At 38.2% G+C, this 25,870-nt stretch carries 26 protein-coding genes; 11 read left to right on the top strand and 15 right to left on the bottom strand.

The window, feature by feature from the left end; all coding sequences use genetic code 11:
* Nucleotides 1-112: 112 nt before the first annotated feature.
* Genes PQ459_04365 through PQ459_04355 form a run of 3 tightly spaced genes read right to left on the bottom strand, consistent with a single transcriptional unit; the run spans nt 113 to nt 1,880 of the window.
* On the bottom strand, nt 113-709 hold the full coding sequence (locus PQ459_04365) for a hypothetical protein (GenBank protein ID WDF47724.1): 597 nt from the start codon (nt 707-709) through the stop codon (nt 113-115).
* A 15-nt stretch (nt 710-724) separates the two neighbouring features.
* The gene (locus tag PQ459_04360; protein WDF47723.1) at nt 725-1,309 is read right to left on the bottom strand and encodes a hypothetical protein; all 585 of its coding nucleotides are present in this window, start codon (nt 1,307-1,309) and stop codon (nt 725-727) included.
* A gap of 13 nt (nt 1,310-1,322) precedes the next feature.
* Entirely contained in the window at nt 1,323-1,880 is a 558-nt protein-coding gene (locus PQ459_04355; protein WDF47722.1) for an RNA polymerase sigma factor, read from the bottom strand.
* A gap of 141 nt (nt 1,881-2,021) precedes the next feature.
* Between PQ459_04355 and PQ459_04350 the strand changes: the two genes are divergently transcribed.
* From PQ459_04350 to glmM, 7 genes are all read left to right on the top strand, one after another.
* Entirely contained in the window at nt 2,022-2,771 is a 750-nt protein-coding gene (locus PQ459_04350) for a DUF2520 domain-containing protein (GenBank protein WDF47721.1), read from the top strand.
* 57 nt (nt 2,772-2,828) lie between these two features.
* The gene (locus PQ459_04345) at nt 2,829-3,731 is read left to right on the top strand and encodes a GLPGLI family protein (protein WDF47720.1); all 903 of its coding nucleotides are present in this window, start codon (nt 2,829-2,831) and stop codon (nt 3,729-3,731) included.
* Between the two features lie 103 nt (nt 3,732-3,834).
* Nucleotides 3,835-4,089, top strand: coding sequence for a FeoA family protein (locus PQ459_04340; GenBank protein ID WDF47719.1), 255 nt, complete (start codon nt 3,835-3,837; stop codon nt 4,087-4,089).
* Nucleotides 4,089-6,125, top strand: coding sequence for a ferrous iron transport protein B (gene feoB / locus PQ459_04335; GenBank protein ID WDF47718.1), 2,037 nt, complete (start codon nt 4,089-4,091; stop codon nt 6,123-6,125). The genes PQ459_04340 and feoB overlap by 1 nt, the downstream gene beginning before the upstream one ends.
* Nucleotides 6,126-6,160: 35 nt before the next feature.
* Complete coding sequence (locus tag PQ459_04330; protein WDF47717.1) at nt 6,161-6,301, top strand: FeoB-associated Cys-rich membrane protein; 141 nt, start codon at nt 6,161-6,163, stop codon at nt 6,299-6,301.
* A 39-nt stretch (nt 6,302-6,340) separates the two neighbouring features.
* Nucleotides 6,341-7,342 (top strand): DUF4421 family protein, encoded by a 1,002-nt coding sequence (locus tag PQ459_04325; protein WDF47716.1) that lies wholly within the window; start codon nt 6,341-6,343, stop codon nt 7,340-7,342.
* A gap of 73 nt (nt 7,343-7,415) precedes the next feature.
* Entirely contained in the window at nt 7,416-8,798 is a 1,383-nt protein-coding gene (gene glmM / locus PQ459_04320) for a phosphoglucosamine mutase (protein WDF47715.1), read from the top strand.
* Nucleotides 8,799-8,837: 39 nt separating this feature from the next.
* Here glmM and PQ459_04315 read toward each other — a convergent pair whose 3' ends face one another.
* The 4 genes from PQ459_04315 to PQ459_04300 all read right to left on the bottom strand — a co-directional run bounded on the left by PQ459_04315 (nt 8,838) and on the right by PQ459_04300 (nt 12,800).
* The gene (locus PQ459_04315; GenBank protein WDF47714.1) at nt 8,838-9,404 is read right to left on the bottom strand and encodes a YdcF family protein; all 567 of its coding nucleotides are present in this window, start codon (nt 9,402-9,404) and stop codon (nt 8,838-8,840) included.
* A gap of 38 nt (nt 9,405-9,442) precedes the next feature.
* A complete protein-coding gene (locus PQ459_04310; protein WDF47713.1) occupies nt 9,443-10,678 on the bottom strand; it encodes an MFS transporter in 1,236 nt (411 codons plus the stop codon).
* Nucleotides 10,679-10,935: 257 nt separating this feature from the next.
* Nucleotides 10,936-11,301, bottom strand: a complete 366-nt coding sequence (locus PQ459_04305) for a hypothetical protein (GenBank protein WDF47712.1) — start codon at nt 11,299-11,301, stop codon at nt 10,936-10,938.
* On the bottom strand, nt 11,298-12,800 hold the full coding sequence (locus PQ459_04300; GenBank protein WDF47711.1) for a GH3 auxin-responsive promoter family protein: 1,503 nt from the start codon (nt 12,798-12,800) through the stop codon (nt 11,298-11,300). The genes PQ459_04305 and PQ459_04300 overlap by 4 nt, the downstream gene beginning before the upstream one ends.
* Before the next feature lie 451 nt (nt 12,801-13,251).
* Here PQ459_04300 and rplU point away from each other — a divergent pair, with 451 nt between their 5' ends.
* Complete coding sequence (gene rplU, locus PQ459_04295; GenBank protein WDF47710.1) at nt 13,252-13,647, top strand: 50S ribosomal protein L21; 396 nt, start codon at nt 13,252-13,254, stop codon at nt 13,645-13,647.
* 25 nt (nt 13,648-13,672) lie between these two features.
* Nucleotides 13,673-13,930: a 50S ribosomal protein L27 gene (rpmA, locus tag PQ459_04290; protein ID WDF47709.1), complete on the top strand. Its 258-nt coding sequence runs from the start codon at nt 13,673-13,675 to the stop codon at nt 13,928-13,930.
* Nucleotides 13,931-14,002: 72 nt separating this feature from the next.
* Here the strand turns inward: rpmA and PQ459_04285 are convergent, their stop codons facing one another.
* From PQ459_04285 to smpB, 3 genes are all read right to left on the bottom strand, one after another.
* Entirely contained in the window at nt 14,003-14,743 is a 741-nt protein-coding gene (locus PQ459_04285) for a YebC/PmpR family DNA-binding transcriptional regulator (protein WDF47708.1), read from the bottom strand.
* Nucleotides 14,744-14,842: 99 nt separating this feature from the next.
* A complete protein-coding gene (locus PQ459_04280) occupies nt 14,843-16,327 on the bottom strand; it encodes an OmpA family protein (GenBank protein ID WDF47707.1) in 1,485 nt (494 codons plus the stop codon).
* Between the two features lie 67 nt (nt 16,328-16,394).
* On the bottom strand, nt 16,395-16,853 hold the full coding sequence (gene smpB / locus PQ459_04275) for an SsrA-binding protein SmpB (protein ID WDF47706.1): 459 nt from the start codon (nt 16,851-16,853) through the stop codon (nt 16,395-16,397).
* Nucleotides 16,854-16,931: 78 nt separating this feature from the next.
* On the opposite strand from smpB, the gene PQ459_04270 reads away from it, so the two are divergent.
* On the top strand, nt 16,932-18,554 hold the full coding sequence (locus PQ459_04270; GenBank protein WDF47705.1) for an ATP-binding cassette domain-containing protein: 1,623 nt from the start codon (nt 16,932-16,934) through the stop codon (nt 18,552-18,554).
* A gap of 292 nt (nt 18,555-18,846) precedes the next feature.
* Nucleotides 18,847-20,220 carry an alpha-amylase family glycosyl hydrolase gene (locus PQ459_04265; GenBank protein WDF47704.1) on the top strand — a complete coding sequence of 458 codons (1,374 nt, stop codon included), beginning with the start codon at nt 18,847-18,849 and terminating at the stop codon, nt 20,218-20,220.
* Between the two features lie 32 nt (nt 20,221-20,252).
* On the opposite strand, the gene PQ459_04260 is transcribed toward PQ459_04265, so the two are convergent.
* The 5 genes from PQ459_04260 to mreC all read right to left on the bottom strand — a co-directional run bounded on the left by PQ459_04260 (nt 20,253) and on the right by mreC (nt 25,860).
* Complete coding sequence (locus PQ459_04260) at nt 20,253-21,068, bottom strand: M48 family metallopeptidase (GenBank protein WDF47703.1); 816 nt, start codon at nt 21,066-21,068, stop codon at nt 20,253-20,255.
* A 113-nt stretch (nt 21,069-21,181) separates the two neighbouring features.
* Complete coding sequence (gene rodA / locus PQ459_04255; protein ID WDF47702.1) at nt 21,182-22,411, bottom strand: rod shape-determining protein RodA; 1,230 nt, start codon at nt 22,409-22,411, stop codon at nt 21,182-21,184.
* Complete coding sequence (locus PQ459_04250; protein ID WDF47701.1) at nt 22,408-24,432, bottom strand: penicillin-binding transpeptidase domain-containing protein; 2,025 nt, start codon at nt 24,430-24,432, stop codon at nt 22,408-22,410. The genes rodA and PQ459_04250 overlap by 4 nt, the downstream gene beginning before the upstream one ends.
* A gap of 77 nt (nt 24,433-24,509) precedes the next feature.
* Nucleotides 24,510-25,016: a rod shape-determining protein MreD gene (locus tag PQ459_04245; protein ID WDF47700.1), complete on the bottom strand. Its 507-nt coding sequence runs from the start codon at nt 25,014-25,016 to the stop codon at nt 24,510-24,512.
* Nucleotides 25,006-25,860 carry a rod shape-determining protein MreC gene (gene mreC / locus PQ459_04240; GenBank protein ID WDF47699.1) on the bottom strand — a complete coding sequence of 285 codons (855 nt, stop codon included), beginning with the start codon at nt 25,858-25,860 and terminating at the stop codon, nt 25,006-25,008. The genes PQ459_04245 and mreC overlap by 11 nt, the downstream gene beginning before the upstream one ends.
* Nucleotides 25,861-25,870: the final 10 nt, after the last annotated feature.

Raw genomic sequence — 25,870 nt, 5'->3', positions numbered from 1 at the left:
ATAATAGTGTGCGAAAATACATATTTTTAACAGAATAGGAAAATAATTTACAGACAATTGCAAATGTGGCAGATAAAATAAAAAAAACCTCTAAAAATTAGAGGTTTCTGAGTTATTTGTCATTCTTTTTATCGAGCATTTTGTCGCGCATTTTTCCTTCTGTTTGGAACAGCGTCAGGACTTGCTGCGGCGTGAGGATCTTCAGAAATTTATCTGCATAAGTTTTTCTATTATTGAGGAGCTGCTGGCCAACATCAAAGCTTTGATTCAGTCGTTTTGTAGCTTCATCATCAGAAAGGTTATCCATATTTTTATCCGCATGAAATTTTTCTTTGATTAGTTTCTGATTATTCTGATATTCGGCATACAAAGCCTTGAATTCATCTTGCTTATCTTTTGAAATTTCCAAATCATCAATCACGATATTCTCCTTCACATTCTGTAGAAAAGCCGTTCTGTCTTTTATAGACATATTACTCACAGCCTCTTTCCGCTCCTTCATATTCATAGACTGCCACTCTGATGCTCTTGGAATTGACTGCTGTCTTTGCATAGATCCAGCAGGCGATAGTGAACTAGTTGATCCACTTCTATAGTTACTTCCACTACCTCGCCCAGTTGTATTTCCAGAACCTCGCTGCTGTTGACCCTTCATGGTGTAAGCGGAGGAAAATCCGGCAATCAAAACAATTAATAAGAATTTATTCATTTTTCTGATTTTTAATTAATTATACAAGTCAAGATACACGTCTTGTTCGCTATTTCTGTCAATATCTTTCAACTGATCTGGTGTAAATGCGGCTAACACTTTTTCTACATCCATTTTAGATTTAGTTTTTGTTCCCACCGCATAATCTTGTCTGTCGATGATAGTTTTGTCAGAACTAATTTTGGCCTTAGAATCAGATGACGCTATTGCAACTGAAGAATTTTGTTTTAATTGTTTTGTTTCTGAAACCTCATTTTTAGGTTGAGTTGATACGATATTATTAGCCAAAAGATCTGCTGAAGGTTTTTGAACTGGCTGTTCTACTTCATAAACACTGTCAATCATTGGAGCCTGCTGTGCCATAGAAACTTCCGGATCGTTATTAAGACTAAAAAATGCGGTGATTCCGCCAATCAAAACAACTGCTGCGGCTGCCATCCATTTGAAATCAAGAGCGAAAACTTTTGTTTCTTTTTTCACGACCACTGGATTTTTTCCCACTGTTTGTGAAATGACATTCGCCTGCATCTGTTTGAAAAAATCCTCGGAAGGTTCCGGATACGGCGTTTTTCTGTTTAATTTTTCTATATCGATTTTCATTTCCTTTTATTTTTTAAAACTCTTGCGAGTAATTGTCCTTAATATAACTTTCTACTTTGTCCTTGGCGTAGTGATAATTCGTCTTACAGGTTCCGACAGACATATCCAAAATCTTCGAAATCTCCTCATAAGGCAGATCATCATAATACCTCATATTGAATACCAATTTCTGTTTCTCTGGCAAAGTCTGAATCGCCTTCTGCAAAAAAACCTGAATCTCCGCAGCATCTTGTCCCGCATTGTCCGCTACAAGATTTTGCATATGATATTCCGCATCTTCATCTGTCTTTTTCATCCGGTTCATTTTGTTGAGCGCTTGCAAAGCCTCATTGGTAGCAATTCTATACAACCACGTGTACAATTTGCTATCACTTTTGAACTGATGAATATTCTGATACGCCTTGATAAATGTATCCTGCAAAACATCCTGAGCGCCGTCGTGGTCGACAATCAACCTGCGGATATGCCAATAGAGACGACTCTGATAAGCATCCATCATCGCACGCAAACCTTTCTCTACCGTTTGTGGTGCAGTTAGCAGGTTTACAATTTCCTCATCTTTGAGCTTCATTCAGATGTTTCGTAGTTTTGATTAAAAAATAAGACCAAAGTTAAATTATTTTTTCAATTTCTTTGGATAAAGCTAAATCTAAAATCGAGCCTTAAATATTATTAATCAAATCCAAATCATCAAATCCTTATCTTTGTTGTTATGAAGACAGTAATCATCGGCTCGGGAAATGTGGCTTATCATTTGGCAAAAGCTTTCACTCAGAATAATATTAAGGTTTATCAAATATATGGACGAAACGAAATTGAACTTTCGAAAATTTCAAGCGAGTTTAATATTCCTTATTCAACTGAAAATCTTGAGAGTGCGGAATTTTACATCATCGCTGTTTCGGATTCTGCCGTTGAAAATATTTCTGAATTAATTAAAAATGAAAATGCGCTAGTCGCTCATACTTCTGGTTCTTTGCCTAAAGAAATTTTGAAAGGCAATTACCGAAAGGCAAGTTTCTATCCTTTGCAGACTTTCTCGAAAACCAAAGATCTGGATTATTCCAAAATTCCGTTTTTCATTGAAGCGGACAATCAAATCGATGAAAAATCTTTGTTTGAATTAGCTTCTATCATTTCTGATAATGTGGAAGTTTCAACTTACGAAAAGCGAAAATACATTCATTTGACCGCCGTTTTCGCTTGTAATTTTGTGAATCACCTGTTTGCAAGAGCTAAGGAAATTTCGGATTCTCAGGATTTAGATTTTAATTATTTCATTCCTTTAATTAATGAAACCGTTGAAAAGATTCAACATCTCGAGCCAAAATTGGCTCAAACCGGACCAGCCGTGAGAGGCGACGAAAGAGTTTTGAAACTACACGAAGAATTGATCAAAAACGAAGAACAACTCCATATTTACAAAACGCTGAATGAATCGATTAAAAAAATGTATCAATAATTCTGTAACATTTTAAAAAATCCTGCACTAATTATTCAGAAACAAAAAATATAAAATATGAAATCTCTCAAAAAATTACTTATTCTTCCAATTTTGATGTTTGGAACAATGGTATTTGCTCAAACATCCTCCAACCGATTCTTCTACGAATTGACTTTCAAACCGAAAAAAGATTCTGCAAAAGTTGAAAAAGTAATGACAACGCTTGACATCACAAAAGAAAAATCACTTTACAGAGATTTCACTTGGGTGGCTCAGGATTCTATTATGAAAGTTCAAGTAGAGGCGATGCAAAAATCTGGCGTTTTCCAGGATATGTCCAAATCTATGACAATGCCAAAATTCGCTTACAAAGTTGAAAAAGTCTATCCAGATATGAAAGTAATTTTGGAAGAAGGACTTCAAAACGGGATGACGCCAATGAAATTGGGTTATGTTGACAACACAAAATTCAATTGGAATATCACATCCGAAAAAGTGAAAATCGGAACTTACAATACTCAGAAAGCGACAACAGAATTCGGAGGCAGAAAATGGAACGCTTGGTTTACATCAGACTTGCCTTTTCAAGATGGACCATATAAATTCAATGGTTTACCTGGTTTGATTGTGAAAATTGAAGATGACGGCGGAAACTACTCTTGGGAACTGAAAGGAAATAAAAAAGTTGACAATTTTGAAGAGCTTTCTTACATCGAAAAAATCTCTCCTGGAGGAACTTCGAAACGTGTGGAAGTATCGAGAGACAAATTTGAAAGTACAATTGCAGATTTCAAGAAAGACCCTTTTGCTACAATCCGACCAATGTTGAAACCGGAAATGATGTCTCAAAAAATTCCTGGAAGCGATATTAGCATTGGCGAGATGGTGAAAAAACAGGAAAAAATGCTGAAGGATTTTTATGATGCCAACGACAATCCAATAGAACTTGCTGTCGTGAAAGACAAAAAGAAAAAATAAAATCACAAACCGGGAAATTAACTTCCCGGTTTTTTTATGATTAATATCCTTATTTAGATTTATTTAAAACAAGCTATATTTGCAGTTCTAAAATCGATAAGTTTTGCAAAACAAACATCCTGATAAATTGTGCTGCTTCCCCAAAAACAAATTGGGAAAGATCACAGGCTACGACAATGATGACCTGCAGATGCCTACAAAAATACTGGAAATGGGACTTCTGCCGGAAACCTCATTTCAAATTCTCTATCAAGCGCCATTCAACGGTCCGCTTTATATCGAATATGGCTCTGAAAAAACAAGAGTAGCATTGAGAGAGCAGGAAGCAAAATTCATCAAAGTAGAAGTGTTGGGATAATGCAGAATCAGAAAAACAAGAAACAAATTCTATTGGTTGGAAATCCGAATGTCGGGAAATCCACGCTTTTCAATGGTCTTTGCAACAGAAAACAAAAAACCGGAAACTACGCTGGCGTTACCGTTGCTAGCCTTTCCGGAAACTATACTTACAAAAACGAAGAGGTCGAAATCACCGACCTTCCCGGCTCTTACAGCATCTACCCGACTTCCGAGGATGAGGCGATATTTTCCAGATATTTGATTCAGGAGCAGGAGAACTATGCTGGCGTTTTGTACATCGCGGATGCGATTAATATGAAGCGAAGTTTGCTTTTGTTTCAGCAGATTCAGGATTTGGGAATTCCGATTTTGATGGTCGTGAATCAAATTGATGAAGCGGAAAAACGTGGCATAAAAATCAATACTGATGCGCTTTCCAAGAAACTGAATGTTGATATTCTAAGAACAAATGCGAAGGAACATTTGGGAATCGAGGAAGTTCGTGAAGCTATTTTTAATAATCAATTCAAAAAATCTTCCCAAAGTACTTTTGAAATTCCGATTGAACAAAGAGGTTTGGTTCACAAAATTGCTGAAAATACAAAAGACCACAATCTTTACAAAATCTGGACACTTCTCGCGGCCGACACTTATCTCGGAAAGATTGAAAGAATCAACGAAATCATCAGCCAAGAAGATGCAAAATGCAATGTTCCGAAACGACTTCAGATTCAGGAAACGGTTCGCCGTTATCAGAATATCGACAAAATAATCTCTGAAACTACAGAAAAAACGCCTCAAAAAAAGCAATTGCTGACGGAGAAACTCGACCGGATTTTGGTTCATCCAGTTTGGGGTTATTTGGTTTTTCTTTTGATTTTGTTAATCATCTTTCAAAGTGTTTTCTTTCTGGCAGAATATCCGATGAATTGGATTGAAGGTGCGTTCAGTTGGCTTTCCGATTTTTCCGGAGAGAATCTTCCTGAAGGTCCAATTAATTCATTGCTTTCAAACGGAATTGTGCCAGGAATCGGAGGCATCGTGATTTTCGCGCCACAGATTGGGATTTTGCTTTATTTCCTTTATCTATTGGAAGATTCTGGTTATATGGCAAGAGTTATCTTTCTAATGGACAGATTCTTAAGACCTTTTGGACTTAATGGAAAAAGTATTGTCCCATTGGTTTCCGGAACAGCTTGCGCGATTCCAGCGATTATGTCCACGAGAAACATCGAAAACATCAAAGAAAGATTGATTACCATTCTCGTAACGCCTTTTATGACGTGTTCTGCGAGGTTACCAGTTTACAGCATCATCATCGGATTGATTATTCCAGACGAGAATTTTTATGGCATAAAGTACAGAGCTTTGGCACTTTTGGCAATGTATCTTCTAGGTTTCGGAATGTCATTATTTTCTTCATTGATTCTTAAAAATTTAATCAAAACCAAAGTCAAAAGTTTCCTGGTAATGGATTTGCCGACCTACAAAATGCCTTTGTTTGGCTATGATTTCAAATTGGTTTTAGGAAAGGTTTGGGAATTCATCACAGGTGCGGGGAAAGTGATTTTTGCAGTGAGCATTATCTTATGGACTCTGAGTTATTTTGGTCCAGCAGAAAAAACAAATCAAACGATTGCTTCTGATGTGAAGTTGGAACAATCTTATCTGGGAAAAATCGGTCGTTCTATGGAACCAGCGATTGCACCTTTGGGTTACGATTGGAAAATGGGCATCTCAATTTTGACAAGCTTCGCGGCGCGGGAAGTTTTCGTGGGAACTTTGTCAACGCTTTACAGTTTGGACGAGGAAGCGCCGGAAGGCCGATTGATTGAGAAAATGAGATTGGACGTTCATCCAAATGGTGAAAAGGTTTTCAGCTTTGCAACAGGCGTTTCGATTTTGCTTTTCTATGCTTTTGCGATGCAATGTATTTCCACAATAGCCGTTGTTTACAAAGAAACCAGAAGTTTGAAATGGACTATGTTGCAGACTTTTGCAATGACCATTTTGGCATACTTTTCGGCACTTGTTGCTTATCAGATTCTGAAATGATTTTCAAGAAAAATCCTTAAAGAAAATTTAAAAAAATGGAAAACTCAATCATCATACAGTACGCAATCATCGGATTTTTGGTTTTGGGAGCATTGTATTTCATTTTTAAGAAATTCGCCAAGACATTTTCCAAGAAAGACAGTAAAAACTGTGGTCCTGATTGTGGGTGTTCTTAATTGAAAAAAGCTTAATTTTAGCTTTAATAATTAAGGCTGTTGAAACAATCTTTCACTTTTATCCTGCTCACTTTCTGCATTTTCACATCTGCACAAAACGACAGTATCAATAGTAGCGTGATTTCCTACGACGACAAGATTATGCTTCGATTGAATATCGATACGAATACGAACGAACTCGTCATTTCTTCCCGAGACCTTCTCGTAGAACCCAGATTGGCACTCAATAATCAGATTAATACAACTTTTGGGATTGATTACAAATTCATCAGTGCGAGTATTTCTTTTGCCCCAAAATTTATTCCCGGTAACAACAATGATTTGAAGGGAAAAAGCAGTTTTACGAGTTACAATTTTAGATTTTTCCCGAAAAATTTCATTCAGACGCTTTCCTATAAAAACAGCAAAGGTTACTATCTGAAAAACACCCAAGACTATGTTGAAGATTGGAGAAAAAACAAAGACCCGTATTTGACTTTTCCAAATTTGAGGTTTCAAAGTTTCGGTGGTTCCACGTCTTATATCATTAACAAAGATTTTTCGCTCCAGGGAATTTATTACCAAAAAGAATGGCAAACGACTAGTACTGGCAGTTTTGTCCCGGCTTTTAATTATGAATACGTGATATTTTCCGACATTCAGGATGGGATAAAATCCCGTGAGAGACGCTTAGATTTGAGTCTCGACCTTGGTTATTATTACAATTATCTCATTACCAAAAATATCAACATTGCGCCTTTTATCTACGGTGGATTAGGAAAAAGATGGAGCAATTATAAAAATGATGTGAGCCTGAGCGAAAGAGACAAGGACAATTATTTCACGCAAAACTTTGGTGCGGGACTGCATTTGGGTTACAATTCTGAGAAGTTTTTTTTCGGTTCTAAGTTCAATTATTCCGGAAATCATTACAAAGACAACGACTCAAATGTGACCGAAAATGATTTTTACGTTCTCTTTTTCATTGGTTATCGACTAAATGCGCCGGCAAAAGTGAAGAAGATCTATGATAAAATTCAAGACAAAATTCCTGCGTTGTAATCTTTGGTTAAATTAAGAATCACTTCTTTTTAATACATTTGCACTCAAAATACAAAAACCTTAAAATCAAACAATGTCATTAATAAAATCAATCTCCGGAATCCGAGGAACTATCGGCGGAAAAGTAAATGATAACCTGACGCCTCTTGACGTGGTGAAATTTGCTTCTGCTTTCGGCACTTGGCTTCAGAACAATAAAAATAAAAAAGATTTAACGCTTGTCATAGGTCGCGATGCGAGAATTTCCGGTCAAATGGTTTCTTCTCTTGTTGCTTCAACTTTGCAAGGTTTAGGAATCAATGTGGTGGATTTGGGACTTTCCACAACGCCGACTGTCGAAATTATGGTTCCTGAACTGAAAGCTGACGGCGGAATCATCCTGACCGCTTCTCACAATCCAAAACAATGGAACGCTTTGAAATTGCTTAATGACAAAGGCGAATTCATAAGTGGCGAAAATGGTGCAGAAGTTTTGGCTTTGGCAGAAAATGAAGATTTCGATTATGCGGAAGTGGATGATTTGGGGAAATATGAAACCAGAGACGACGCTTTTGACATTCACATCAAACAAATTTTAGATTTACCAACTGTAGATGTTGAGGCGATAAAAGCTAAGAAATTCAAAGTTGTGCTTGATGCTGTAAATTCTACCGGCGGAATTTCTATTCCACCACTTTTGGAGAAATTGGGAGTTGAAGTGATTAAACTTTATTGCGAACCAAACGGACAGTTTCCTCACAATCCAGAACCTTTGAAAGAGCATCTTGGCGACATCTGCGAATTGGTCATCAAGGAGAAAGCGGATATGGGAATCGTGGTTGACCCAGATGTTGACAGACTGGCTTTGGTGGACGAAAGGGGCGAAATGTTTGGCGAAGAATACACGTTGGTTGCCGTTGCAGATTACCTTTTGAAAGATAAAAAAGGCGTGGCAATTTCCAATCTTTCCTCCAGCCGAGCATTGAGAGATGTGGCGAATGGACTTGATTCAGAATATTTTGCAAGTGCTGTTGGAGAAGTGAATGTGGTAACCTTAATGAAAGAAAAAAATGCGGTAATCGGTGGTGAAGGAAATGGCGGAATCATTTATCCAGAGCTTCATTACGGAAGAGATTCTTTGGTTGGCGTTGCTTTATTTTTGACTCATTTGGCAAAAGAAAACAAAACGGTTTCTGAATTGAGAGCAACATACCCAAGTTATTTTATGGGTAAAAAGAAAATAGAATTGACGCCGGATATCGATGTTGATGCTTTATTAATCAAAGTTCAGGAAGAATATAAAAACGAAGAAATATCAACCGTTGACGGTGTGAAAATCGACTTCCCTGAAAACTGGGTTCACCTCAGAAAATCAAATACAGAACCTATTATCAGAATTTATACGGAGGCATTTTCTCAGGAAGAAGCTGACAAATTGGGCGATGATATGATTGCGAAGATTAGAAGTTTGATATAAAATTAAAGGAAGCAGATTTTGCTTCCTTTTTTATTTCAATTAAATCGCTTCTTTATAATAAGCCACAAACTCCCGAAAAATGGAGTAGAAATCCCTCAACTCAAAATAATCCGGACTTGCACTTTCAATATTCTCAAATCCTTTCTTTCTGAATAATTTCTTGGTTCTGGTCTGATGAAAATATTGAGAAACCGAAATCGCACTTTTGAAATTCAAACTATCCATCATTCTAATCGAATTCTCAACCGTTTTCTCCGTATCATTTCCGAAATTATCAACTAATATTTTCTCGGTTGGAATTTTATTTTCAACTAAATATTCCTTCATTTTCTTTCCTTCCCAAAAGCCTTCTTTTCCCAAACCACCGCTGACGATAATTGTTCTAACTCTTTTTTGATTGAATAGTTCCAAGCTTTTATCAAGCCGAGCTTCCAATCTTTCGGACAAAGTTCCATCTTCATTCACCTTATTTCCAAGAACAATTGCAACATCTGCGTTTGTTTTTTTATCATTCAATCCATCAATGGTGATATAAATTGAATGTGCCAAAAACCAAACCATCAGAATGACAAAAATCGATTTAATAAAAATGAAAACTCTCTTCATTATAAATCCAATTTAAAGCATTTAAAGCCAAAAGCAATCTAATACTGCATCTTCCTCAGCTTCTTAGAAGTTGCGCCAATAAACAACGCTGTCAAAACCGTCATCGTCCCACCGAAAACCACAGAACGCACAACGCCCATCAGTTTCGCCGTCAAGCCACTTTCAAATTGTCCAAGCTCATTACTTGACATTATGAAAATCGAATTCACGCTCAAAACACGTCCACGGATTTCCTCAGGCGTTTTCAACTGAACAATCGTTCCTCGAATCACAACGCTGATTCCGTCCAACATTCCGCTTAAAACGAGAAACGCAAAAGACAACCAATACATTTTCGACAATCCAAATCCAATGATACAAAGCCCAAAACCAGTCGCCACAAAAAGCAATATTTTACCTTGATTTTTACGAAGCGGAACCAAAGAAAGCGTAATGATAATAATCATCGAGCCAATATCCGACGCCGCGTTCAGCAGTCCAAAACCTTCGGAACCAACCTTCAGAATATCACTCGCAAAAACAGGAATCATCGCCACTGCGCCACCAAAAAGCACCGCAAACATATCCAACATTTGCGCGCCCAAGATTTCCTTCGTTTTATAAATGTAAGCCAAACCTTCCTTCATACTTTCAAAAACTTTCACGTCTTTTTTCGTATTCTCAGAGAATTGTTTGTTAATCGTCCAGAAAAACAGCGACGACAAAACCATACAACTCACAATCACCACCAAAGTCCATTTTATCGTAATCAAAGCAATCAAAAACCCTCCCAAAGCGTGACCAGAAACCGATGCAATCAAAAAAGTCGCCTGATTGAGCGTCACCGCGTAAGGCAGATTTTCCTGCTTCACAATTCTTGGAATCATACTTGGAACCAGCGGACCCAAAAACGAACGACAAATCCCCGTAAAGAAAATGACAGCATAAATAAAATAAGTGATTTCGTGTCCTGTAAAATGTAATTTATGACCAAGAAAAGCCGGAATCAAAAGCAAACTGATGAGAACCACATACGCATAATTGCAAATCAAAAGCAGTCGTTTTTTCTCATTCATATCGATAACGTGACCAGCATAAAGTGCGCAAGAAACCGCAGGAATCACCTCCGAAAGTCCAATCAATCCAATGGAAAATGGGTCTTTTGTCAATTGATAAACCCACCAGCCGAGCAAAGTCGCCAGCATCCGGAATGCGATGATTAGGAAAAATCTACCTGTGAGAAGATGACGAAATTCTATATTTTTTAAAACCCGAAGCGGTGTGAATGAAACCATTATGCAAAAATAGTTGATAGCTCTCAACTGGCATTCGATTTTCGGGAAATAATTTGGAAAGATGGATTTTTAGGAGCTTAATCCCGCTATCCACTATATCTTTTTTGTCATTGCGAACGACATTAGTACAGCATTGAACGATTCAACAATCGCAATGACAAAAAAGGATGCCGTTCCTATCGGGGCTATGGGATTGGTCGGTCTATTGAAGATTCGGTAACATCTATTGACATTTCCAAATTCTAATATTCAGATTCTTAGTAATAGTAATACTCGGGAGAACTGTTGTTGACCAGCGAAACAAGCAACGCAACAAACGCTGTCATTCCAGCCACTGAACCTACAACAATCGCCGTTGTGCCACCAGGATTATTCTTTTTAATCACTCTGATATCATTCTTCGCAATCGTCACTTCTTGACTGTTTGCAACTGCCACAATCTTGTTCTCATCCATAGATGAAACTCTGGCTTTATATTTTGGTTTACCGTTTTCGTAAAAAGTGTATTTCTTTCCCGTCTGAACTGCGGAAAAATTGTCTTTGTTCAAAGTACTTCTGTAGATGGTTGTAGTACAAGATTGCAAAAGGATGAGCAAAGCAATCAGAAAAGAAAAAGTTCTCATTGTAAAATTAGTTTTTCCAAATATAAAGCAATTTTTCTATCATTTGCAAGCCTTGGAATCTTGTTTTGTCCGCCCAATTTCCCTTCCGATTTGGCATAATCCTGGAAGGCATTTTTCTTCAATTTTGTGATGACCAAAGGTTGCAGAATACTTCCGGAAATCAAATCATCATAATACGTATTTCGTTTTCTGAGTTGCAAATCCAATTCAGATTTGAACGCTTCAAAATTTTCCGGCTCTTTTTCAAACTCGATAAACCATTCGTGGTAAGGCAAACCTTCGGCAGGATTCACTTGTGGTGCAAGGTGGAATTCTGTGATTTGTGCTGGGAATTTTTCAACGGTAGATTTCAACGCCTCCTCCACTTCAAACGCAATCACGTGTTCACCAAAAGCGGAAGTGAAATGTTTCGTTCGTCCAGAAACCAAAATTCGGTAAGGATTTTTATCAATGAATCTCACCACATCGCCAATGGAATATGCCCAAAGTCCAGAATTGGTCGTCAAAATCAAGGCGTAATCTTTATTGAGTTCCACATCTTTCAACGTCAATCTTTTGGCATTCGGTTTTCCGAATTCTTCCAAAGGAACAAACTCATAAAAAATCCCGTGATTCGTCAACAGCAACAAGCCTTCTTTAGTATAGTCATCTTGGAACGCGAAGAAACCTTCCGACGCTGGAAAAGTCTGAACAATATCGACAGGTTTTCCCAGCAATTCGTTCATCTTATCGCGGTAAGGTTCGTAATTCACGCCACCAGTGATGATTAATTGAAGATTTGGGAAAATCTCTGTGATTTTTTTGCCGTGTCGGTCAATCAGTTTTTCGAAGTACATTATCAACCAGGGCGGAATCCCAGAAATCAAGGTCATATTTTCTTTCTCGGTTTCTTCTACAATTTTATCGATTTTGGTTTCCCAATCCTCGATGCAGTTGGTTTCCCAGCTTGGCAATCTGTTTTTCTGAAGATAATTCGGAATGTGATGCGCCACGATTCCAGACAGTCTTCCGTTTTTGATACCGTTGATTTCTTGCAATTCTGGTGAACCTTGCAGGAAAATCATTTTTCCACCAACGAAATCTGCATTGTTTTTCTTGGCAATGTAATGGAAAAGCGCACTTTGAGCACCGCCAATTTGATAAGGCATAGCTTCTTTTGAAATCGGAATATATTTGGCGCCGGAAGTTGTTCCTGAGGTTTTCGCAAAATATTCTGGCAAATCTGGCCAAAGGATTTTGGATTGTCCCTTTTTGACTTTCTCGATGTAAGGTTTCAAATCTTCGTAATCTGCAATCGGAACGTTATTTCGGAAATCTTCAATAGTCTTTATCGTTTCGAATTGATGTTCTCTTCCGAACAAGGTTTTCTCCGCTGTTTTGACAAGTGAAAGCAGGAGTTCTTCCTGATTTTTGACCGCATTGGTTTTGAAATCTTTTGTTTTGGCGATATGTTTTTTGGCCCAGATGAGCGCGATATTTTTCTTGATAAAATCCAACATCATTAAGAATTTTCGGTTGTCAAATTTATAAGTATTCTTTTATATAATAGATGTTGGGAGTTAGATTTTTTGAGATTGTAGGTTTGAACACAAAGCGCAAAAAGATTTTTTTAAATACTAACTGTTGTAAGGGTCACAAAGGCGTTTCGCTAAAAAGATTAGTAATTTGAGGTTTCTCGCAGATTTGGCGAATTATGCAGATTAAATTTGAGACTTATATAAAGACGGATAAATTTGATTTTATCTAGTCTCGTGTTTTGATGGAGAATCTGCAGCCCGACTTGAGTGGAAATCCTTTTTTGTGGCTGGAGAAGCATAGGCAAAAAGATTGGGAGCGGAAGGCGGATAAAGCTGCCCAAATAATTATTATTGAAAAGTTTGTGATAAGGGTTTGTGTTTTAGAAAGAAAAAGTGTACTTTTGCACCTCGAATAATATAAAATTTATAAACAATGTTTGCAATTGTAGAAATAGCAGGGCTTCAATACAAAGTTGAGCAAAACCAAAAGTTGTTTGTGAACCGTTTGAAAGGAGACAAAGGGACGAAAGTTTCTTTTGATAAAGTTCTTCTTACTGTAAACGGCGCAATCACAATTGGTGCCCCGGCTGTAAGCGGTATTACCGTAGATGTAGAAATTCTTGACCACGTTCAAGCTGACAAAGTAATCATCTTCAAAAAGAAGAGAAGAAAAGGTTATGCTAAGAAAAACGGTCACAGACAATCTCTTACTCAAATCATCGTAACTGGTATCACTGGTTTTGATTCTGAGAAAAAAGAAGCTAAAAAAGCGGCGCCTAAGAAAGCGGCTAAAGCTGAAGTAACAGAAACCAGCGAATCTGCTGAATAATTTTTAACCACAAAGTTTAAATAAAATGGCACATAAGAAAGGAGTTGGTAGTTCCAAAAACGGTAGAGAATCTCATTCCAAAAGATTGGGCGTGAAGATTTTCGGAGGACAAGACGCTATTGCTGGTAACATCATCATCAGACAAAGAGGTACTCAGCATCACCCAGGTGAAAATGTTGGGATGGGTAAAGATCACACTTTGCACGCTCTTGTGGATGGTAAAGTTGTTTTCAGAAAGAAAGCTAACAACAGATCATTTGTATCTATTGAACCAAACGCATAATTAAAAAGCGTTTTATAAAAATAAAAAATCCTGAGACTTATGTTTCAGGATTTTTTATTTGATATCTGTTTGTTAAAGCGTTTCTAATTGCGCTTCTGTGAATTCCATATTGTGGAAAACGTTCTGAACGTCATCGTCTTCTTCGAAACGTTCTAGCATCTTCATATTGGCTTTGAACTGGTCATCCGTCATCTCTTTTGTGTTGTTCGGGATTCTTTGTAGTTCTGCACTTTTTACTTCGATTTTTAAGTCGTCAAGCTTGTGAGACATTGCTCCGAAATCTTCGAATGCTGTTGTGATCAAAACTTCTGTTTCGTCCTGGTCGATCTCCTCTGCACCACCATCGATCATTTCCATTTCGAAATCATCCCATTCGGTTTTGATCTGCGCCTTCTCGATAGTGAAAATTCCTTTTCTATCGAAGATGAAAGCTAATTCTCCATTCTTCCCAAGATTGCCGTCAAATTTGTTGAAAATTGCTCTTACGTTGGCAACGGTTCTTGTTGTGTTGTTCGTCGTACATTCTACAAAGAATGCCACGCCGCCTTGTCCGTAACCTTCATATGTTACTTCTTCGTAGTTTTCGGCATCTGCGCCACTTGCCTTTTTGATTGCTCTCTCGACATTGTCCTTTGGCATATTGGCACCTTTTGCATTCTGGATGCATCGTCTAAGTGCTGGATTGGCTTCTGGATCTGTTCCGCCGGCTTTAACTGCCAAGGCTATATCTTTTCCTATCTTGGAAAATGTTTTGGCCATCTTGTCCCATCTGGCCATTTTTGAGGCTTTTCTATATTCGAATGCTCTTCCCATTACAAGTTTTATTTTATATTACAAAAGTACTGAAATATAGAAACAAAAAAAATACCTCCAATCAAATTGGAGGTATTTATATTTAGAAATAATTATTAATTATTTTCTTTTAGTAGCTCTTTTTTTAGCTGGAGCTTTCTTAACAGTTTTCTTCTCAACTACTGGAAGATCTGATTTTTGAAGAGCATCCCAAGCAGCGCCGTTTACAGCTTCTACTACTACTCTTCTATCAGCTTGTCTTTCAGCATCAGAAGCTTTTTCAGAAACTTTAGCGTCTCTTTCTCCAACTCCTACTGATTTCAATTGACCTGCACTTACTCCTTTTGCTTCCAACGCAGCAACTACAGCAGCAGCTCTTTGTCTAGAAAGTTTTAAGTTATAAGCTTCAGCACCTTTAGCATCTGTGTGACCAGTTACTAAGAAAGTAGCATCTTTCGCTCCGTTAAGGATAGAAGCAGCTTGTTCAATTTTACCTGCAGATTCTGCTCTAACAGTTGCTTTATTGAAGTCAAACAAGATGTTTGTAAGAGCTCCAGTAGCTTCTTCAGCGTAAGCTGTAGCTGGTTTAGGACAACCTTGGTATTGAGCAAGACCGAATACGGTAGGACAAGCATCATCTTTGTCTAATACTCCGTCTCCGTCTGTATCTGGCCAAGGACAACCTTTGTTTTCAGCTGGACCAGGAACGTCAACACAAGCATCATCTTTGTCTAATACGCCGTCTCCGTCTGTATCTGGCCAAGGACAACCGTTATTTTCTTTAGGACCTGCTACATCTGGACATTGATCGTCTTTATCTGGAATACCGTCTCCATCTGTGTCAGGACATCCTTGGAATTCTGGTAAACCTGGAACATCTGGACAAGCATCTTCTTTGTCTGGAATTCCGTCTTTATCTCTGTCTGTGTTTCCGAATCTAAATAAGATAGATGCAGAAGCTTGCCAAAAGTTAGCAATACCAGACTTATCTACAGGAGTAGTAACATAATCACCTTGTACACCTAAACCGAAGTTTTTAGTAACCCAGAAATTGATACCAGCACCAGTACTTACTGTAAAGTGGTTTGCTTTTCCTGTAATGTCTCCATCTTCGTTATAAGCGCCATAAACTTCTCCAGACTTAGTATCTGTCTGAGGGAAAGTAAGACCTGTATAATCATGTCTTAAGTAGTTAGCACCAACTCTCAAGTACGGATCAAACCAAGACTCTTCGTCCCAAAGTAGACCTGCACCTTTAAATTGAATACCAAGACCTGTCATCAAGAAAAACTCTTTCTCCATTGCAAATCTCTTGTTATCAACGTTACCAACAGTCGTTTGCCAGTCCAATACCAAACCTTTTCCAAGGCTTCTTGCAACTGTCAATTTGGAAAGTGGTGGTGTAATTGAATACTTAGATACACCGAATAAGTTTTCTTTAAAATTGTTGAATGAGAACGTATTGCTGAAAGTGTTTCTTTGAGCAACGTGATTCACTCCATGAGCACCTACACCTATAACCCAAGGGTTAGTAGTAGTTTGCGCAAAAACAGAAGAGGCAACAGTAAGTGCCAAAGCTGTAATTCCTAATTTTAGATTTTTCATAGAATTAAATGATTAAATAATTGATAATGCAAAATAAATATAATTTTTCTTTATAAACAAAGTTTTTTTAACTTTTCTTTAATAACCGCTGAATGTTAACCTTATTCTCTCTATCCTTGATAGCCTCTCTTTTATCAAACAACTTTTTCCCTCTGGCTAATGATATAAGCAATTTTGCTTTCCCTTTATCATTAATATATAGCTTGAGTGGGATTATCGTATTGCCAACATCCTTTAACTTTTTTTTAAGTTTTTGCAATTCGTAACTATGCAGTAACAATTTCCGTTCCCTTTTTGTTTTATGATTGTAAAAAGTTCCCAATTTATATTCATCAATCATCATATTAATGACATAAAGTTCGTCATCAATAAACTGGCAAAAGCTTTCTGTGATTGATGCTTTGGAAGATCGGAGAGATTTTATTTCGGTTCCTGTCAAAACCAGACCCGCCTCATACTCATCCAGGATTTCGTATTCGAAGCGTGCTCTTTTATTGAAGATATTAACAGTTTTTTCTATTTTCATAGTGTTAAATTATTATAACTATAGGGCTTTCCTCATCCCAACTAATTTTCGTAATTTTGCACAAACTTACAAAACAATATGTTAACAGTATCCAATTTATCATTACAGTTCGGGAAAAGAGTTCTTTTTGATGAAGTCAATATAAAATTTACAAAAGGGAATTGCTACGGTATCATTGGTGCCAACGGTGCAGGAAAATCGACTTTCCTTAAAATATTAAGCGGAAAACAAGACCCAACTTCTGGTCACGTTTCTTTGGAAAACGGAAAAAGAATGTCCGTATTGGAGCAGGACCACTTCGCCTACGACAACTTTACAGTGTTGGAAACCATCCTTAGAGGGAACAAAATGCTTTTCGACATCAAAGAAGAAATGGACGCTTTGTATGCTAAAGAAGACTTCTCCGACGATGATGGAATCAAAGCTGGAGAACTTGGCGTAGTTTATGACGAAATGGGCGGATGGAACTCCGAAGCTGATGCGCAGACTTTGCTTTCAAACGTTGGTATTTCAGAAGATATGCATTACCAATTGATGGGCGAACTTGAGAACAAAGACAAAGTAAGGGTTTTGCTTGCTCAGGCATTGTTCGGGAATCCAGACGTATTGATTCTGGATGAGCCTACCAATGACTTGGATATCGCTACAATCGCTTGGTTGGAGGATTTCTTGGCAGATTATGAGAACACCGTGATCGTTGTTTCTCACGACCGTCACTTCTTGGACACCGTTTGTACGCACATCGGAGATTTGGATTATGCTAAGTTGAATCTTTACACCGGTAACTACTCTTTCTGGTATCAGGCTTCACAATTGGCAACAAGACAAAGAGCTCAGGCCAACAAAAAAGCTGAGGACAAGAAAAAAGAATTACAGGATTTCATCGCGCGATTCAGTTCCAACGTTGCGAAAGCAAAACAGGCGACTGCGCGTAAGAAGATGATTGACAAGTTGAACATCGACGATATCAAACCTTCATCCAGAAGATATCCAGCCATCATTTTCGATACCGAAAGAGAAGTTGGAGACCAGATTCTGGACGTGAAAGACCTTGAAAAAACCAAAGATGGCGAATTACTCTTCACAAACATCGACCTTAATCTTAAGAAAGGTGATAAAGTGGCGGTCATCTCCAGAAACTCTTTGGCAATCACAGAATTTTTCGAAATCCTTGCCGGAAATCTTCCTGCAGACAAAGGAAATGTGGCTTGGGGCGTTACGACGAACCAATCGCATATGCCTTTGGACAACACCAATTTCTTCCAGGATGACATCAACTTGGTAGACTGGCTGAGACAATTCACGAAGAATGACGAGGAGCGTCACGAGGAATTTATGAGAGGTTTCCTGGGAAGAATGCTTTTCTCTGGCGACGAGGCTCTAAAATCTTGTAAAGTCCTTTCCGGAGGTGAAAAAATGAGATGTATGTTCAGTAGAATGATGCTTCAGAAAGCGAACGTTCTTCTTTTGGATGAGCCTACGAATCACCTGGATCTGGAAAGTATCACAACCTTGAACAACTCATTGAACAACTTCAAAGGAAACATCCTGTTGTCTTCCCACGATCACGAGTTGCTTGGAACGGTTTGTAACAGAATCATCGAGTTGACGCCGAAAGGAATCATCGACAGAGATATGACTTACGACGAATATCTATCTGACAAGAAAATCAAAGAATTGCAGGAGCAGATGTATTCTTAAAAATTTTTTGGGCGCCTTTATCCGCCTTCCGCTCCCAATCTTTTTGCCAAAGCTTTACCAGCTACAAAAAAGGATTTCCGCTCAAGTCGGGGCGCGGGTTTCTACATAAAATTAAACTTTGTCTTCAAAATAAAGTTTCATACACAACCCTTTCAGAGTTTTGAACTCTGAAAGGGTTTTTCATTTTGTACATATTTCAAATCTTTAAAAAAGTTTATCAAGAACAATATTTTTCAATTAAAATTAATGAAAATCAAAAACTCTTATTAATTTAGAGAAATATATAAACCTTATGAATTCATTAAAATACTTACTCCTCATTCTGATGATTCCGTTTTTGGGATTCGGTCAGACCAAAGACCCACGCTATCAGCCAAAACCTTATGTAGAACTCAAGCATCCGGAATGGAGCAAGAATGCGACTATTTACGAGGTCAACATCCGACAGTACACAAAAGAAGGCACTTTCAAAGCATTCGAAAAACATTTGCCAAGACTCAAAAAAATGGGCGTCGATATTCTTTGGTTAATGCCAATCCATCCCATCGGAGAAGAACATCGGAAAGGAAAATTGGGAAGTTATTATTCCGTGAAAGATTTCAAAGGCGTGAATCCGGACTTTGGAACGTTGAAGGATTTCAAGAGCTTGGTTGACAAAATCCACGCAATGGGAATGTACGTCATTATCGATTGGGTCGGGAATCATTCCGCTTGGGACAATCCTTTGACCAAAGAACATCCGGACTGGTACACCAAATCCAGAGAAGGCAACTTCCAGCCGACGCCTTGGTACGATTGGGACGACGTTATCGATTTTGATTATAACAATCCCGACTTCCGAGAATATATGACTGGCGCACTAAAATATTGGGTAAAAGAAGCCAATATCGATGGTTATAGATGCGACGTTGCAGGTTTCATTCCCGTAGATTTCTGGGACAATGCGAGAGAAGAAATGGATGCGATAAAGCCAGTTTTTATGTTGGCTGAATGGGAATCCAGAGATTTGTACAAAAAGTCATTTGATGCGACCTATTCCTGGACACTTTGGGATAAACTGAAACTAGCTACAACCGGCGGAAAAGGCGCCAACGCACTTTACGAATATATGGCACACGATGTCGGCAGTTTCCCATTGGATTCCTACAGAATGTTGTTCACAGACAATCACGACAAGAATTCCTGGGAAGGTAATCAATATTCCAACTTTGGAAAAGGATTGGAAACCGCGATGGTACTTTGCGGAACAGCCAACGGAATGCCTTTGGTCTACAGCGGACAGGAAGCAGGATTGGACAGAAGCCTTGAGTTCTTCGAGAAAGACCAAATCGTTTGGAAAGACCATAAATTCTATGAAATATATCAAAAATTGTTTGACCTTAAACATAAAAATCAAGCACTCTGGAACGGAAAATACGGAGGCGAAATGATAAGAGTGACGAACAATCAAATGAATGACGTCCTATCCATCTACCGAGAAAAAAATAACGATGCAGTTTTATCCATCTATAATTTCTCAGATAAGAGTTTGTCAACTTCCGTCGACACAAAATATTATAATGGACAATACCGAGAATTGTTTACTGGCAAAATCTACAACATCAATTCTGAAAAGACCAATCTTAATTTGAAACCCTGGGAATACTTGGTTTTGGTAAAGAACTAAAAAAAAGCAGCCAATTGGCTGCTTTCGTTTTTCTATTTTGTAAGTTTTGCAGTTGGTAAAGAAACGGTTCCTGGATCTTTCCAAAGACCATCTTTCTCAGCTCTTTTTTTGATTGCTTCTGCCCTCTTGTTGCTATCAGGATGCGAATTGAACATCTTCTGGAAACCAGATTGTGCTGTTCCTCCTTCCGATAACAAAGCTAACTTTTTAAATGCTGTGTAGGCACCAACTACGTTGTAACCATTCGCTTTCATAAAGTCGTAAGAGTAAGTATCAGCTTGTGATTCTTGTTTTTTGCTGTGTGTAGCGTCCAACATTGCGTTCGCCATTTCTCCAATTTGACTGTTATTAAGTGTTGCCACTGTATTTGATGAAGCGGACGCGGCGTCCAATGCTGCAGCTTTGAGATAAGCAGACTTGATGGCATCTTTGGTATCTTCATTTTTCACGTGACCAATTTCGTGACCTATCACGGCCAGAAGCTCATCATCTGTCATCATATCCATTAATGAAGAAAAAACACGAACACTGCCATCTGCACAAGCAAATGCGTTGATATCTTTCACTTTATAAACTTTGTAATTAAGATTTAAGCCGTCTTGGGATTTGTGTTTAGCAAAAAGCTTGTTGAGTCGAATTGTGTAAGGATCTTTCGGGCCTGCAATTGGATTATTTTTATCCATATAATCTACAGATTCTTTGGATAATGTAATAGCATCTGCATTCGAAAATGTCATAGCTTTCAAACCTTTTCCAGCAATGTCAGTTGCCTTGCCTAAACTGATTTTTTGTGCTTGCATTGTGCTGATGCCTCCAAGGACAATTGCACAGAAGATAATTTTTCTCATAAGTTATTATTTTGATTGTATAAGTTCTATCAAATTAATAACCAAAATCAATTCAAAATACAAATTTAATATTGAAAATACATTATGAAATGAAATTATACATTTTAAAATAGTTATACTAAACTATTCTTATCAGCATAATTAAGTTTAAAGAAAATAAATGTCATTATTGAAAAAGCCAGTAGCGAACTTCCTCCATAACTGAAAAACGGCAATGGAATCCCAACCGTAGGGAAAAGTCCCATGACCATCCCAAGGTTGATGGCAAAGTGAATTAATAAAACGGAGGCAAAACTATATCCAAAAACCCTATTGAAAGTAGATTTCTGATTTTCAGCGAGATAATAGATCCTGCCAATAAATATAGAATAGCAAATGATTAGAAGCGTGCTTCCCAGAAAACCCCACTCTTCGCCAACGGTACAGAAAATATAATCGGTTTCCTGCTCCGGAACGAATTTACCCTGCGTCACAGAACCCTGCTTGTAGCCTTTGCCAGTGAATCCTCCTGAACCAATTGCGGTTTTGGAATAGAGCAAGTTATAACCCGAGGTATCTCGGAATGCTTTTTCGCCTTTGTATAAAACTTCGATTCTTTCTCTCTGGTGTTTTGGAAGCTTGGTAAGAACGTAACTGGAAGAATATGACAATCCACTTAAAACGCCAACTGTCAAAACAATTGCGACTATATACATTACATTCCCTTGGATCTTATAAAAATTGAAAAAGACAAAAATGGCCGCAAAGATGAGGATTGCAATCACCACATATAGTGGATCGACTGCAATTGAGATCAAAAATGTAGCCGCGAAGATAAAGATAATACCGAACAACCAGCCGGAAAGTCCTTCTCTGTAAAGTGCCATTACAAAAGCAAAAAACACCAACAATGAACCGACATCGGGAATCATTAAAACAACAATTCCGGGAATAGCAACAATTGCAATGGATGTATATAATGAGCGCTTTTTCTTGATATCAAAATCCTGACTTGAAGCATAATTTGCCAGCATCAGCGTAGTTCCAATTTTAGCAAACTCAACGGGTTGCATCGTAAATCCACCAAACTTGTACCAGTTTTTCTGACCAAGGATCTCCGTCCCGAAAGGAAACAAACCAATCAGAAGCAGCACACCGCCAACATAAATGATTGGAGACATATTCTCGAAAAACTTGGTTCTCATAAAGAATATCATCATCCCGACAAACAAAGAAATCCCGAAGAAGATCAGTTGTTTTTGTCCGAGATCCGCCTTCACACTATAAATATTGAAAATAGCGAAAATGCAAAGCATCAAGTAAAGCGTAATTCCTAATTTATCTATCCCTTCTGCCCACTTCATTTTGAATTGTTTTTTAGAGTTTTAACTTTGGAACTATCCTTCTTTTTTTTATTTTCAATAGCTTGGAGACTATCTTTGATCTTTTTGAGTTTCACGGTATCTTTAGGCGGTTCTTTGTACCAGCCTTTTCGTTTCATCTCAGAAATATACTGTCTTTTATATTCCGGCATAAAGCTGGACGTGATCATCTTCTTGTAGAGATTTTCCCGTTTCAGTTCTCCAGTGATGTATTTCTCTGCAATCACAGTACAAGCTGGCCCAGCCCAAGTGGCACCAAATCCTGCGTGCTCCATTACGGCTACAACCACAATTTTCGGTTTGTCTGCAGGCGCGATCAATACAAAAATTGAATTATCTTTTCCCTGAGGCACTTGCGCAGTTCCTGTTTTGGCGAGTTGTGTAAAATCTTTTGACCTAAGACTTCTTCCCGTTCCTTTGATCATAACAGCCTCCATTCCTTGAAGAACGACATTATAATATTGAGGATTCTGGATCATCGTCATATGTTTCTTCTTAAATCTTGGATCTGGATTTGGTTTTCCGTCGATACTTTTCACAATGTGAGGTGTGTAGTACCAGCCTTTGTTGGCAATCGCACCTACGAAGTTTGCCATTTGAAGCGGTGTTAAGAGAACATCACCTTGTCCCATTCCATTGTACAAAGCACCTGTCGGCATCTCGTCCCAGTTTTTGAAATCTGTCCTTTTTGAGCCGCTTGCTTTATAGATCGATTTCATTCTTTTTTCATAGAATTCGCCCGAAGGAATTCTTCCTTTTGCCCCAACGGCCAGATCATTGTTAAGAAATTCTCCAACGCCAAAACTGTTGATGATCTTTTTCCACTCGTCCACGCCTTTAGAAGGATTTCCCGGATACTTTTTGATGATGGCCAAATAAGCATATGTAAAGTAACAGTTACTGGAAACCTGAATAGAAGGAATCAACGGATCTGCACCACCGTGACCTTTAATACTTTTTCCACGGTAGAAAAATCCTCTTCCACACGGGAAGATCGTTTTGTCTGTCATCACGCCCATTTCCATAGCTGCCAAAGCAGTTAGCAATTTGAATGTCGATCCCGGAGGATAGGCCGCTTGTATCGACCTGTCAAAAGTTGGTTTGTTCTCGAAAATCGTATCGTTGGCTAATTTGTAAAGATTTCTGGATTTTTGAGGTCCTGTGAAAAGATTTGGGTCGATGTCCGGCCCAGTTGCCATCGTCAGGATCTCTCCGTTGTTTGGGTCTAGAGCGACGACTGCTCCGTGTTTGTTCACGAGCATTTCTTCTGCCATTCTTTGTAGGTCGTAATCGATGGTCAATGTCAGGTCTTTTCCGGTAACCACTTCTTTATCAAGCTCTCCGTTTTTATAAGAACCGATGCTTCTTTGGCGAATGTCTTTCTGGATGTATTTCATTCCCTTCTCACCTCGAAGTTCTTTTTCATAAGATTTCTCAACACCACTTTTTCCTACAAAATCACCTGGTAAATAGTATGTTGAATCTTTTTTGATATCCGCGTCATTTACTTGATTCGTATATCCCAAAAGGTTACCGGAAGTGTTGACCTCATATTGCCTCTGCGGACGTGGAACGATGCTGAAAGCTGGATATTTGAAGATCAATTCTTGGATCCTTGCCATTTCCTCTCGACTTAGATTCTTCATAAAAGTCATCGGCGTTAGCTTGGAGTAGTATTTTTCCTTCTCAATATTCCTCAATGTTTTGACAAATTCTGGCTCGGTAATCCCCAATAATTTACAAAACCCTATCGTATCGAAATCTGGTTTTAGAAGTGCCGCCGTGTAAGAAATCTCAAAAGAAGGCTGATTCCCTACCAATATTTTTCCGTTTCTGTCAAAAATGACACCTCGCGGTGGAATGACATATTCTATTTTGATGGAAGTATTCGCAGCATTCAAAGCATAGCGGTCGGTGAATAGTTGCAAATAAGAAAGTCTTGCAATGAAAATCAATGCAATGATAGAAAGGGCGAGTGTAATCTTGAGATATTGTGATTTCATATGTGCTTTAAAATTATTCCTGAGGACATATGCAACCTCAATGTGAAAGCTTTGGTTTGGTTATGTACATTCTAGTTTCAGACTTTTTGCTTGATCTTAAAAGCTAATGCATAGGCTAATATAAATACAAACGAAATTATACTGGTAACTATTACATTAAATAAAATTTCAAAAAATCTGTCGAATTTAAAGAACTCGATGAACTGCACCAAAAGTTGATGGATGAAAATACTGGTTACAATAAAAAAGATGAATTGTGTCCATTGGATCCCTTGGAAAGAGAAAAAATCTGTGGTAGTGTCTGTAGAAGTTCGGAAGATAATTGTTCTGAAGTATGCCACAACGGTAGTTGCGAACGCATTGATTCCCCAGGTTCCCAAAAATGCATCCACGCATAATCCCAAGATAAAACTTAAAGCTAAAAAATGGAATCTGTTTCTGAAAAATGGATAGAACATCACAAAAACTGGATAAAGTACGGGAATATATTGTCCGAACAAGGCAATTCTGTTCAGAATGAAAATCTGAAAAGCCGTCAACAATGCGATCAAAACCAGATCTGATACAACGTTTCTACTGATCATCTTTCTTAATTTGAACTTTTAATGAATCATCGATTTTTTGAACTTCGGATTTTTTCAGATTTCGGACGACAAAAACTTTACTTAATTTCCCAATCTTCTCGCTAAGTTCTACAGAGATATCCCAGAATCCCGTTTTGCTGTCAACCTCGTAACCCGCTATGGTTCCAACCAAAATTCCGGCTGGGAAAATTGAGGATTTACCATCAGTTACCACGGTATCACCCACTTTTAAAGGAACATATTTTGGAATGTCGGAAAGTGTCATTGTTCTCGTATCGTCGCCTTTCCAGGAAAGTGTTCCAAAGTAACCAGACTTCTTGAGTGAAGCACTGATCTTGATCTTATTGACACTCAGAATCGATTTGACCAATGAATAATTATCTGTAGTATTGATGACGATCCCAGCAATTCCTTTCGGAGCAATAACGCCCATATTGGAACTCACGCCTTGCAAACGTCCGCGGTTGATCGTGTAATAATTATCTCTTCTATTGATGCTATTGAAAACCACTTCTCCATCTACAAAAGTATAGATCTGTCCGCCTCCGATCGTATCGTAAACTTTTCGAAAATTGGGTTTGGCCACTTTATATTTGCCGTAAAGTTCCAACATCAAAGCTTTGTTCTGGGTCACAAGATCTTCATTGATCTGTTTCAATTTCAGATAAGAAGTTCCCTCATCGATATATCCGGAAACCCACGAATTGAACGCCGCAGTCCTTGCCGCAATGAAACTTTGCTGCATAGAATTTTTGCTGAAAATAAGTACAATTGCAACCAATTGCAAGAATACAAAGAACGCGAACAAAGCATTCTTAGAAAAAAATCTCAGCAAAGCACCCATCTAAAAACTT

The organism is Chryseobacterium sp. KACC 21268 (assembly GCA_028736075.1).
Classification (GTDB): Bacteria; Bacteroidota; Bacteroidia; order Flavobacteriales; family Weeksellaceae; genus Epilithonimonas.
This window is presented reverse-complemented; position numbering and strand designations above follow the sequence as displayed.